Raw genomic sequence first — 11,590 nt, 5'->3', positions numbered from 1 at the left:
CCCCCCGCTGCGGCAGACTGGAGCCATGCCGGAGTTGCCGGAGGTCGAGGCTCTCGCCGGGTTTCTCGCCGGGCGTCTCGTGGGGCGTACGGTCGAGCGCGTGCTGCCCGTGGCCGTGAGCGTGCTCAAGACCTACGATCCGCCACTCACCGCCCTGGAGGGGCGGGAGGTCAGCGGCGTGCGCCGGTACGGCAAGTTCCTCGACCTCGCCACCGGCGACGGCCCGCACCTCGTCCTGCACCTGGCCCGCGCCGGCTGGCTGCGCTGGCAGGAGAGCCTGCCGGAGGCGCCGCCCCGCCCCGGCAAGGGCCCGCTGGCGCTGCGCGTACGGCTGACGGGCGGCGGCGGTTTCGACGTCACCGAGGCGGGCACCCAGAAGCGGCTCGCCGCCTACTGCGTGCGGGACGTCGCCGAGGTGCCCGGCGTCGCCCGGCTCGGCCCCGACCCGCTCGCCCCGGACTTCACCCTCGACGCCTTCGCCGGACTGCTGCGCGACGAGCGGCGGCAGCTCAAGGGGGTCCTGCGCGACCAGAGCGTCGTCGCGGGGATCGGCAACGCCTACTCGGACGAGATCCTGCACGCGGCGCGCATGTCCCCGTTCAAGCTCGCGGCGAGCCTGACGGAGGACGAGACCGCCGCCCTGTACGGGGCCTTGCGCACCGTGCTGCACGAGGCCGTCGAGCGGGCGCGCGGCCACGCCGCGGACGAGCTGAAGGCGGAGAAGAAGAGTGGCCTGCGCGTGCACGGCCGCACCGGGCAGCCGTGCCCCGTGTGCGGCGACACCGTCCGCGAGGTGTCCTTCAGCGACTCCTCGCTGCAGTACTGCCCCACCTGCCAGACGGGCGGCAAGCCGCTGGCCGACCGCAGGCTGTCCCGCCTGCTGAAGTGAGCCGGGCGCTCAGTCCCGCGGGATTCCGCGGGCGTCCGCGTGGGCGAGCTCCGAGTGCTTGTAGGAGTAGGCGAAGTACACCACCAGCCCGATCGCGAACCACACCGCGAACCGCAGCCACGTCTCCACGGCGAGATAGGTGATCAGCCAGATCGAGGCGGCGATCCCGATCCCGGGCACCACGGGCACCCACGGGCAGCGGAACGAGCGCGGCAGCTCCGGCCGCTTGTAGCGGAGCACGATCACGGCCGCGCACACGACCGCGAAGGCCAGCAGGATGCCGATGTTCGTCAGCTCCGCGGCCTCGCCGATGGGCACCAGGCCCGCGATGGCCGCCGACGCCACGCCCACGATCCAGGTCACGCGCGTCGGCACGTGCCGCGTCGGGTGCGTCTTGGAGAACCACTTCGGCAGCAGCCCGTCGCGGCTCATCGCGAACCACACCCGGGTCACGCCGAGCATGAAGGTGAACATGACGGTGAGGATGCCGATGATCGCGCCGACCGCGATGACGTCCGCGAGGCCGCCGAGCCCGACCGACTTGAAGGCGGTCGAGAAGCCGCTCTCCTTGTCGATGTCCGAGTAGGGCTGCATGCCCGTCAGCACCAGGCAGGCCAGCACGTACAGCACCATCGAGACCGCCAGCGAGTACAGGATCGCCTTCGGCATGTGGCGCTGGGCGTCCTTGGACTCCTCGGCCGCCGTGGACATCGCGTCGTAGCCGAAGACGGCGAAGAAGACCGTGGCCGCGCCGGTGAAGGCCCCGCTGACCCCGAACGGGAAGAAGGGCGTGTAGTTGCTGCTCTTGACGTGGAAGAAGCCCACGACGACCACCAGCAGCACGACCAGGATCTTCAGGCCGACGACCACGGTCTCGAACCGGGCCGCGTTCTTGATGCCCATGGTCAGCAGCCAGGCGATCAGCAGGCACAGCACCGCGGCGAACAGGTCCACCCGGTGCCCGTCGCCCGTCCCGGGCGCGCCCAGCATCCAGGCCGGCAGCTCGGCGTTCATCTCCCCGAGCAGGAAGTTGATGTACCCGGAGATGCCGATGGCGACCACCGCGACGATCGCCGTGTACTCCAGCAGCAGGTCCCAGCCGATGAACCAGCCGCCGATCTCGCCGAGCACCGCGTAACCGTAGGTGTAGGCGGAGCCGGCCCGCGGGATCAGGCCCGCGAACTCGGCGTACGAGAAGGCGGCGGCCGCGCTCGCCACGCCCGCGATGAGGAAGGAGACGAGCACGGCCGGACCGGCGACGCCGTTGGCGATGGTGCCCGCGAGGCTGAAGATGCCCGCGCCGATGATGCCGCCGACGCCGATCGCCGTGAGCTGCCACAGCCCCAGCGTCCTGGTCAGGTGTTCGCCGTGCGCCTCGGTCTCCTCCGCCTCCTCGATCGTCTCGATCGGTTTGCGGCGCAGCACGCCATGTCCCCTCCGGAGCCCGGCCATGTCATGTCCTCTCGTCGGCGCTGACGGCGGATCATCGCCGACATCATGGCCCGGCGGGGGCGGCGACGGAAGGCGCCGCCCCGCGCCGGCGGGCCGGGTTCAGCCGATGGCGGGTGCCACCGCCCGGGCCTCGGTGCCCCAGCCCGAGGGGGACGCGCCGACCGTGAAGTCCAGCTTCCCGCCCCCGGTGATCTGCCGCGACGTCAGGTACGTGCGCCCGTAGTGGTCGCCGTCGAGGCGCACCGACTGCACGTAGCGCTCCCGGTCGGAGGTCCCCGGGGCGGTCACGGTGAACCGCTCCCCGTCGAGGTTGAGGTCCACCCGGTCGAACACCGGCGTGCTGAGCCCCCACACGTCCGCGCCCGGCTGGACGGGGAAGACGCCGATGGCGGAGAGCACCATCCAGGCCGACATCGTGCCCAGGTCGTCGTTGCCGGTCATCCCGGTCGGCGCGTCCGTGAAGAGGGTGAGCGCGGCGTGCACCACGTCCGTCGTCTTCCAGGGCTGGCCGGTGGACAGGTACGTGTACGGGGCGATGAGGTCGGGCTCGTTCTGCGGGTTGTACTTGTCGGCGTTGTAGTAGTCGTACGGGCCGTGGACCCACACCTCGCGGGCCGTGCGCGCGGGGTCCTTCAGCAGCCGGTCGTAGGCGAAGAAGGAGTCGAGCCGGGAGTTCGCCGCCGCCTTGCCGCCGATCAGGTCGATCATCCCCGGCAGGTCCTGCGGCACCAGCCACTGGTACTGCCACGCGGTGCCCTCGTGGAAGCAGACGCTCTTCGCCGGGTCGGCCGGTCCCATGAACGCGCCGTCGGCGCCCCGGGCCCGGAAGAAGCCCGTGGCGGGGTCGTGGACGTTGCGGTAGTTCCGGGAGCGGGCCGCGTAGCGGTCGGCGTCCGCGTGGTGGCCCAGGGAGCGGGCCATCCTCGCGAGCATCCCGTCGGCCAGCGCGTACTCCAGCGTCGCCGAGCCGCCCTGGTGGACGTCGGAGTCGCCGGGCTTCTCCTTGGGCCTGCCGGGCACGCAGGGCACGTAACCGTCGCGGATGTAGCGGTCGTTGCCGTCCCGGCCCACGTACGGGGAGTCCTTGGGCGGCACCCCGTCCGCGTTCCTCTTCAGCACCCGGTAGGCCTCCTCCTCGTGGCCCTTGAGCAGCCCGTGCTGATAGGCGTTGGTGAGGAAGGGGGTGACCGGGTCACCGGTCATGATGTTCGTCTCGACCGTGCCGTAGCCCCACTTGGGCAGCCAGCCGCCGTCCGCCTCGACCTGCAGCACCGACAGCGCCATGTCCCGCGACTCGTCCGGCGCCAGCAGCGCGAGCAGCTGCGCCTGGGTGCGGTAGGTGTCCCACAGGGACCAGTTCTGGTAGTAGGTGAAGCCGCGGGCGCGGTGGATCCTGCCGTCCCAGCCGGTGTACCGGCCGTCGGCGTCGCTGCCGACGGTGGGGGCGAGGAAGGCGCGGTAGAGCGAGGAGTAGAAGGTGCGGCGCAGCGCCGCCGCGCCGCCCTGGACGCGGACGTCGTCCAGGCGCCGCTCCCACGCCTCGCGCGCGGCCCGGGCCGTGCGGTCGAAGCCGTCGTCCTCCGCGCGCAGGTTGCCGGCGGCGCCGGCGGCGTCGACGTAGCTGATGGCGGTGGTGGCCTCCACCGTGCGGTCGCGGGTGGTGTCGAAGCGCACCCAGGCGCCGTTGCGGCCGGCGGAGGTGGAGCTGCGGGTGCCTTCGGAGACCTTGTCGCCGTTCCAGGTGCCGAAGGTGGTGAAGGGCCGGTCGAAGCGGGTGATCGTGTACACCGTGTACGGGCGCGTGTCCTGGCAGAAGCCGCGGCCGGTGACGGCGGAGCGGACGGTGCGGGAGTCGAGGACCTCGACGGTGGTGGAGACCGTGCGGTGCAGCGACTGCCCGGTGTTGAGCAGCACGTTGGCCTTGCCGGTGGCCGGGAAGGTGTAGCGCTGGTGGCCGGTGCGGCGGCCCGCGGTCAGCTCGGCGGTGATGCCGCCGTAGGAGGACAGCCCGACCCGGTAGTAGCCGGGGCGGGCGGTCTCGTCGCGGTGGCTGAAGGCGGCGGCGTAGCGGGCGTTGTCGGTGCGCGTGACGTCACCCGTGGTGGGCAGCACGGGCAGGTCGCCGCCGAGGCGGCAGCCCACCCCGGACAGGTGCACGGTGCTGAAGCCGCGGATGTGGTCGTGCTTGTAGTCGTAGCCCGTGCTGTGGCCGGTGTCGGGGGAGAGCTGCACCATGCCGAACGGCACGGCGGCTCCGGGGAAGGTGTTGCCCTCGTTCTGGGAGCCGATGAAGGTGTTGACCAGGCCGGTCAGGCCGTCGGCCGCGGCGGCCGGCCGCGGGGCCGTGAGCGAGACCCCGCCCAGTACCGCCGCGAGAGCTAGTGCGGCCGCGCAGGTGCGCGAGCGCAGGTGTCCGGTCCATCTCATCGTCCACGCCCCTCGGGTGACGCCACGTAGGATGCCGACATCGTTGTCAGCGCCGAGGGTAGCGAGTGCATGACGTGCTGTCATGGTGCCCCGCGCGCCAGATGTGGCGACCCCCACCCCCGGCGGCACCCCGGCGCCCCCGGCACCGTGGCCCCCTTGTCATGCCCCGTGTACGGTGGGCGGCGCTCCAGCCGACCGAACGGAACCGCCCCGCCCATGCGCCTGACCGGACTCGCATCCGTAGGACCGTTCTTCGCCCTGCGGGCCGAAGAGGCGCCCGAGGCGCTCGGAGAAGCCTCCGGGGAGTACCTGCCGCTCGGCGAGGAGGCCGTGCGCGCCCGCGTGGAGACTGTCGCCGGGCGCCTGGGGACGGAGGACCGGCGCGTGGCCGCGTCCGTCGCCTACCAGGGCATCGCCGGGCGGCTGCTGTCCGTCGCCCTGGGCTCGGCCGTGCTCGCCGGCGAGGTCCCCGACCTCGGCCGCCTGCGCTGGCACCCGGCCCGCACCGCGCCGGACGACCTGTGGCTGCCCGGCCCCACGGCCCTGCCGGGCACCGCCGGGGACCCGGCAGGAGCGATCCGCGAGCACGTCCTGCGCGGCCCGCTCCAGGACCTGCACGCCCTCACCCGCACGGTCGTCCCGGTCTCCGGGCGCCTCCTGTGGGGCAACGCGGCGTCATCGCTCGCGGGCTCCCTGCGCGTGCTGCACGCCTGGTGCCGCGACCGGGACCGCCCGCAGGACGCGGCCCGCGCCCTGGACCTGGCCCGCGCCGTGCTCGCCGACCCGCTCCTGCACGGCACCGGCACCCTCGTCCCGGGCCCCGCGCCGCGCTCCGCGCCGTCCTTCGTGCGCAGCACCTGCTGTCTCTACTACCGGGTGCTGCCCGGCGGGATGTGCGGCGACTGCGTGCTGCGGCACGCGCCGCCGCGGGTGCGCTGAGGCGAGGGCGCGGGCGGCCACTCCCGCGTCGAGAGCACGCCGAGGACGTACGCCTTGGCCACCAGCGCCGTGCGGTTGGGCACGCGCCAGCGGCGCGTGAGCCGGGTCAGGTGGTAGTTGACGCCGTCCACGGTCAGCCCGACCGCCTTGCCGATGGCGGCGGTCGTCGCCCCCGCGGCGGCCAGCGCCAGGATGTGCCCCTCCACCACGCTCACCTCGGCGGCCGGTTCCGCCGGACGCGGGACGGTGTCACCCGCCCGTACCCGCAGCACCGCCAGCAGCATCGGGCTCGGCGGGAAGCCGTCCCCGACCGGGTCCACGAGCAGCTCCCCCTCCCGTTCGACGCCCCCCGCGCCCGCCAGCCAGCGCACCTCGATCGGGTGACGGGGCCGGCGGCCGAGCCGCAGGGCCTCGATGTGCCGGTCGAGCCGGCCCGGAAGCCGCGGCCGGAACATCTCGTGCAGGTTCCGGCCGCGCAGGCGGACCGGCGAAGTGCCCCACTCGGCGGCCATGGCCGGGTTCGCGACCGTGACCTCGCCGTCCGGCCGGCAGACCGCGATCGGCGTCGGGATGCGGTCGAGGAGCAGCAGGAAATGATTGCGCCAACTGATGTATTCGTCGCTCACCACGGTGTGCCCGGCCCCTCGCTCGTCCCGTGCCCGTCCAAGGGCCTGTCCAGTGCTTGCCCGGCGGGCCGCGCCCGGGAGCGTCACGCCACGAACCACTGCACAATCGTGCAGTTCTGTATACGACCGGAATAGGCGACTTGCAGATGTGTCCGGTTCCCGGCCCCGGCCCCCGTTTGGGCCTCCGCCGGGCCGGTTACGCGGAGGAGTGCCGCGTCCCGCGCCCCGCGCCCCGCACCTCCTGCCCCCGCACCCTCGCCCGTCTTCCCGGTACACCGGACCACAGGAGCCGTCAGTGAGCAGCCGAGCCCGGATCGTCGTCGTCGGAGCCGGATTCGCCGGCTACCAGGCCGCCCGCGAGCTGTCCCGCACGGCGCGCGGCGCCGCCGAGATCGTGCTCGTCAACCCCCACGACTACTTCCTCTACCTGCCCCTCCTCCCCGAGGTCGCGGCCGGCGTCCTGGAGCCGCGCCGCGTCACGGTGTCGCTGACCGGGACCCTGCCGCGGGTCCGGCTCGTCCTCGGCCAGGTCGACACGGTCGACCTCGACGGCCGGCGCATCGGGTACGCCGACCCCGAGGGCAACCGCGGCACCCTCGCCTACGACCGGCTGCTGCTGACCGTGGGCAGCGTCAACAAGCTGCTGCCCGTGCCCGGCGTCGCCGAGCGCGCTCACGGCTTCCGCGGCCTGCCCGAGGCCCTCTACCTGCGCGACCACGTCGTGCGCCAGACCGAGCTGGCCGGCGCCGCGGCCGGTGCGGAGGAGCGCGCCGCCCGGCTGACCTTCGTGGTCGTCGGAGCGGGGTACACCGGCACCGAAGTGGCCGCCCACGGCGTGCTGTTCACCGACTCGCTGGTGCGCCGCAACAGCGCCCTGCGCGAGGCGGGCGCCCGCCCCCGCTGGGTGCTCCTGGACCTCGCCCCGCGGGTCCTGCCCGAGCTCGACCGGCGCCTCTCGCACACCGCGGACCGGGTGCTGCGCCGCCGCGGCGTCGAGGTCCGTACGGGCACGTCCGTCAAGGAGGCCACCCGGGACGGAGTACACTTGGACGACGGGGAGTTCGTCCCGACGCGCTCCCTCGTCTGGTGCGTGGGGGTGCGCCCGGACCCGCTGGTCGCCGGCCTCGGCCTGCCCACCGAGCGGGGGCGGCTGTGCGTGGACGAGTACCTGGCCGTCCCCGGCCGCCCGGAGGTCTTCGCCTGCGGCGACGCCGCGGCCGTGCCCGACCTCACCCGGCCCGGCGAGTACACCCCGATGACCGCCCAGCACGCCCAGCGCCAGGGCCGGACCGCCGGCCGCAACATCGCCGCCTCCTTCGGGCGCGGCGAGCGCCGCCCCTACCGCCACCGCGACCTGGGCTTCACGGTCGACCTCGGCGGCGTCCAGGCCGCGGCCGACCCGCTGCACATCCCGCTCTCCGGCCCCCTGGCCAGTGCCGTCACCCGCGGCTACCACCTGGCGGCCATGCCCGGCAACCGCATCCGCGTCGCCGCCGACTGGCTCCTCGACGCGCTCCTGCCGCGCCAAGGCGTCCAGCTCGGCCTCGTCCGCTCCGGGTCCGTCCCGCTCGACACGGAGACGCCGGAGGTGGCCCGCACGCCGTACGACGGGCGGTGACCCGGCCGCCCGGGCGCCGACCCGCCTCGGGCGCCGACCGGGCAGGCGCCGATCCGGCTCAGATGCCGATGTGGCGCCGCAGCAGGGCCCGGAAGTCGCGGTCGAACGCCTCGTAGCGGCGCCGCAGTTCCGCCCCGGGCCAGTCCGCCGGCAGCAGCTCCCGCGGCAGGACCGGGTCCGACAGCAGGTGCCGCAGGACCGCCGCCGAGACCGTGAAGCGTTCCGCGAGGGCCGCCGTGCGGTCCTCGCGGAGGGCGGACTCCAGGAAGCGGGCGCGCGAGGCCCAGCCGTCCAGGTCCCACAAGGCCGCCGCGAGCCGCGCGGGGTCGTCCTCCGGTGCGCCCGCCAGCAGCGTGCACTGGGCGGTGACGACCGGCGGCCTGTCCCGCAGGAGGTTGGCGGGGCGCATCCAGCAGCCCTCGCGGAGTTCGCCGAGGCGGAGCGCCGCCATGGCCTGGCGCAGGGCGGCGCGGTCGGCCGCGCTGCGGCGCTCGGGGGTTACCACGGCGATCTCCCAGCCGCCGTCCCACGGCCGGGTGCGGGGCGCGCGGCTGTCGTCCTGCCGGGCCTGGCGCGCGAGGAGCCGGTCGGTCAGCCGGTAGGTGCCCTCGTGCTGCTCCAGGTCGCCCGCGGCGACCATCCGGGTCAGGGCCGTCCGCACCGTCCCCTCCGCGGTCCCGAACAGTTCCCCCACGCGGACGAGGGCGCGCGCGGGGAGCGCGGGCGGGTGGTGCCCGAGGAGGGTGGAGAGCACGACCGAGCGCGCGGTCAGGGGCCGCAGGGCCGGAACGGCGGGACCGGCGTGAGCGGCGGGGGAAACGGCAACGGTGTCGTCCATGGCTGGGCCAACCCTATCCATTACAGTCCTTCATCACGCATCATGAAACTGTAATACCGTCCGATGCCCCACGCCCTGCCGAACGGCCCGCCCGGAGGTCGCCATGAGCGCCACGCACGACGTGTTCAACCAGGCCCCGCCCCTGACCGGCTTCACCACCGCCGACGACCCCGCCCTGCTGGAGGCGCTGCGCCGCGACGGCGGGGCGTGGGGCGAGGCCGAGGTCCGCGAGCTCGGCGCCCGGGCCGGCACGGAGGAGGTGCAGGACTGGGCCCGCACGGCCGAGGCGCACCCCCCGGTGCTGCGCACACACGACCGCTACGGCCACCGCATCGACGAGGTCGAGTTCCACCCCGCCTGGCACCGGCTGATGGCCGCCGCCGTGGAGAGCGGTCAGCACGCCGCCCCCTGGGCCGAGGCCCGCCCCGGCGCCCACCTGGTGCGCGCGGCGAAGTTCTACGTGTGGGCCCAGGCCGAGCCCGGCCACGGCTGCCCGGTCTCGATGACGTACGCCGCCGTCCCCGCACTCCGTGCCCAGCCCGGACTGGCCGCCGCCTACGAGCCGCTGCTGGCCTCCCGCACGTACGACTACGGGCTGCGCCCGCCGCTCGGCAAGCAGGGCCTGATCGCGGGCATGTCGATGACGGAGAAGCAGGGCGGCTCGGACGTCCGCGCCAACACCACCACGGCCGTGCCCGCGGGCGACGGCTCGTACGTGATCACCGGCCACAAGTGGTTCACCTCCGCGCCGATGAGCGACGTCTTCCTGGTCCTCGCCCAGGCCCCGGAGGGCCTGACCTGCTTCCTCATGCCGCGCGTCCTGCCCGACGGCACCCGCAACGCCATGCACCTGCAGCGGCTCAAGGACAAGCTCGGCAACCGCTCCAACGCGTCGGCGGAGATCGAGTACGAGCAGGCCGTGGCCTGGCCGGTCGGCGAGCCCGGGCGCGGCGTGCGCACGATCGTCGAGATGGTGAACATGACCCGGCTCGACTGCGTCATCGGCTCCGCGGCCGGCATGCGGGCCGGGCTGCGGCAGGCCCTGCACCACGCCGCGCACCGCAAGGCGTTCGGCGCCGAGCTGATCGACCAGCCCCTGATGCGCAACGTCCTGGCCGACCTCGCCGTGGAGTCGGAGGCCGCGACCGTGCTGGCGATGCGGCTCGCGGCGGCCCTGGACCGCTCCGAGGCCGGGGACGCCGCCGAGTCGGCGCTGCGCCGGCTGGGCCTGGCGGCCGGCAAGTACTGGGTCTGCAAGCGCGGCGCGGCCCACGCCGCCGAGGCCCTCGAATGCCTGGGCGGCAACGGCTACGTCGAGGAGTCCGGCATGCCGCGGCTCTACCGGGAGGCCCCGCTGCTGTCCATCTGGGAGGGCTCGGGCAACGTCGCCGCGCTGGACGTCCTGCGGGCCCTGACGAAGGAACCGGCCGCCCTGGACGCCTACTTCGCGGAGGTCGGCGAGGCGGCGGGCGCGGACCCCCGGCTCGATGCGGCCGCCGCGCGCCTGCGGGACCTGCTCGGGGAGCTCACCGACCCCGGCCGCGCCCAGCTCCTGGCCCGCCGCCTGGCCGAGCAGCTGACGCTCGTCCTGCAGGGCAGCCTGCTCGTGCGGCACAGCACGCCGGCCGTCGCGGACGCCTTCTGCGCCTCCCGGCTGGGCGGGGACTGGGGCAACGCCTTCGGCACCCTGCCCCCGGGCACGGACCTCGGGCCGGTCCTGGACCGCGTGCTGCTGAAGGAGGCGCTGTGACCCCGGCCGCGTCGCCGGCCGCGACCGTGCGCACGGAGCGCCGCGGACCGGTCACCACCGTCGTCCTCTCCCGCCCGGAGGTCCGCAACGCCGTGGACGGGCGGACCGCCGCCGCGCTGGCCGACGCCTTCCGGGCGTTCGAGGCGGACGAGAGCGCCCTCGTCGCGGTGCTGTGGGGCGAGGGCGGCACCTTCTGCGCCGGGTTCGACCTGAAGGCGTTCAGCAGCGGCGAGCCCGGCAGCCGGATCGAGGCCGGCAACCGCGTGGAGGCCGGCGGGGACGGCCCGATGGGCCCCACGCGGATGCGGCTGTCGAAGCCCGTCGTCGCGGCGGTCAGCGGGTACGCGGTCGCGGGCGGCCTGGAACTGGCGCTCTGGTGCGACCTGCGCGTGGCCGAGGAGGACGCCGTCTTCGGCGTCTTCTGCCGCCGCTGGGGCGTGCCGCTGATCGACGGCGGGACGGTCCGCCTGCCCCGGCTGATCGGCACGAGCCGCGCGATGGACATGGTGCTGACCGGCCGCCCGGTGCCGGCCGCCGAGGCGTATGCGATGGGGCTCGCCAACCGGGTGGTCCCCACGGGCACCGCCCGCGCCGCCGCGGAGCAACTGGCCGCGGAGATCGCCCGGTTCCCCCAGGGCTGCCTGCGCGGCGACCGCGCCTCCGTGCTCGGCCAGGAGGGCCTCGCCGAAGGGCAGGCGATGGCGGCCGAGTTCGCGCACGGCCGGGCCTCGCTGGCCGGGGCCGTCGAGGGCGCCGCGCGCTTCGCCGCGGGAGCGGGCCGGCACGGGGACTTCACGGACCTCTGAAGGGGGCCCGGCCCGGACGGCAAGGTGGACGGAGGGCGTACGGCAGGCTTGCCGTGCGCCCTGTTCGTCCGTCTTGCGGGGTGAACCCCCGCACATAAACCACACAGTTCTTCACCCCTTCGATGGGATTGGCCCCCTCACAGGGCAGTTGAGGGCTGGACGACCGCGAGGATCTCCCCGTGAGCGGATGGGTGCGCGCCGGGCGCGCGGGGATCGTGGCCTTCGCGGCCGTCATGGCGACGACC

At 74.5% G+C, this 11,590-nt stretch carries 9 protein-coding genes; 5 read left to right on the top strand and 4 right to left on the bottom strand.

All coding sequences use genetic code 11. The features are described from left to right. Nucleotides 1–25: 25 nt before the first annotated feature. Entirely contained in the window at nucleotides 26–889 is an 864-nt protein-coding gene (locus V7793_RS25085) for an Fpg/Nei family DNA glycosylase (protein WP_336010173.1), read from the top strand. A 9-nt stretch (nucleotides 890–898) separates the two neighbouring features. Here V7793_RS25085 and V7793_RS25080 read toward each other — a convergent pair whose 3' ends face one another. Together V7793_RS25080 and V7793_RS25075 are read right to left on the bottom strand one after the other, a co-directional pair. Next, on the bottom strand, nucleotides 899–2,341 hold the full coding sequence (locus V7793_RS25080; RefSeq protein ID WP_336010171.1) for an amino acid permease: 1,443 nt from the start codon (nucleotides 2,339–2,341) through the stop codon (nucleotides 899–901). 99 nt (nucleotides 2,342–2,440) lie between these two features. Next, on the bottom strand, nucleotides 2,441–4,768 hold the full coding sequence (locus tag V7793_RS25075) for a GH92 family glycosyl hydrolase (protein WP_336010169.1): 2,328 nt from the start codon (nucleotides 4,766–4,768) through the stop codon (nucleotides 2,441–2,443). 216 nt (nucleotides 4,769–4,984) lie between these two features. On the opposite strand from V7793_RS25075, the gene V7793_RS25070 reads away from it, so the two are divergent. Continuing rightward, nucleotides 4,985–5,707: a (2Fe-2S)-binding protein gene (locus tag V7793_RS25070; RefSeq protein WP_336010167.1), complete on the top strand. Its 723-nt coding sequence runs from the start codon at nucleotides 4,985–4,987 to the stop codon at nucleotides 5,705–5,707. Here the strand turns inward: V7793_RS25070 and V7793_RS25065 are convergent. Continuing rightward, nucleotides 5,638–6,336 (bottom strand): PAS domain-containing protein, encoded by a 699-nt coding sequence (locus tag V7793_RS25065; RefSeq protein ID WP_336010166.1) that lies wholly within the window; start codon nucleotides 6,334–6,336, stop codon nucleotides 5,638–5,640. The genes V7793_RS25070 and V7793_RS25065 overlap by 70 nt on opposite strands. A 292-nt stretch (nucleotides 6,337–6,628) precedes the next feature. On the opposite strand from V7793_RS25065, the gene V7793_RS25060 reads away from it, so the two are divergent. After that, nucleotides 6,629–7,951 carry an NAD(P)/FAD-dependent oxidoreductase gene (locus V7793_RS25060; RefSeq protein ID WP_336010164.1) on the top strand — a complete coding sequence of 441 codons (1,323 nt, stop codon included), beginning with the start codon at nucleotides 6,629–6,631 and terminating at the stop codon, nucleotides 7,949–7,951. Nucleotides 7,952–8,009: 58 nt separating this feature from the next. Here the strand turns inward: V7793_RS25060 and V7793_RS25055 are convergent, their stop codons facing one another. Further along, nucleotides 8,010–8,789, bottom strand: coding sequence for a PaaX family transcriptional regulator C-terminal domain-containing protein (locus V7793_RS25055; protein WP_336010161.1), 780 nt, complete (start codon nucleotides 8,787–8,789; stop codon nucleotides 8,010–8,012). A gap of 103 nt (nucleotides 8,790–8,892) precedes the next feature. On the opposite strand from V7793_RS25055, the gene V7793_RS25050 reads away from it, so the two are divergent. Further along, nucleotides 8,893–10,539: an acyl-CoA dehydrogenase family protein gene (locus V7793_RS25050; RefSeq protein WP_336010159.1), complete on the top strand. Its 1,647-nt coding sequence runs from the start codon at nucleotides 8,893–8,895 to the stop codon at nucleotides 10,537–10,539. After that, nucleotides 10,536–11,345: a crotonase/enoyl-CoA hydratase family protein gene (locus V7793_RS25045; protein WP_336010157.1), complete on the top strand. Its 810-nt coding sequence runs from the start codon at nucleotides 10,536–10,538 to the stop codon at nucleotides 11,343–11,345. Before V7793_RS25050 ends, V7793_RS25045 begins: the two co-directional genes overlap by 4 nt. Nucleotides 11,346–11,590 lie beyond the last annotated feature (245 nt).

The sequence above is a fragment of the Streptomyces sp. KLMMK genome (assembly GCF_036961605.1).
GTDB classification, from domain to species: domain Bacteria; phylum Actinomycetota; class Actinomycetes; order Streptomycetales; family Streptomycetaceae; genus Streptomyces; species Streptomyces telluris.
This window is presented reverse-complemented; position numbering and strand designations above follow the sequence as displayed.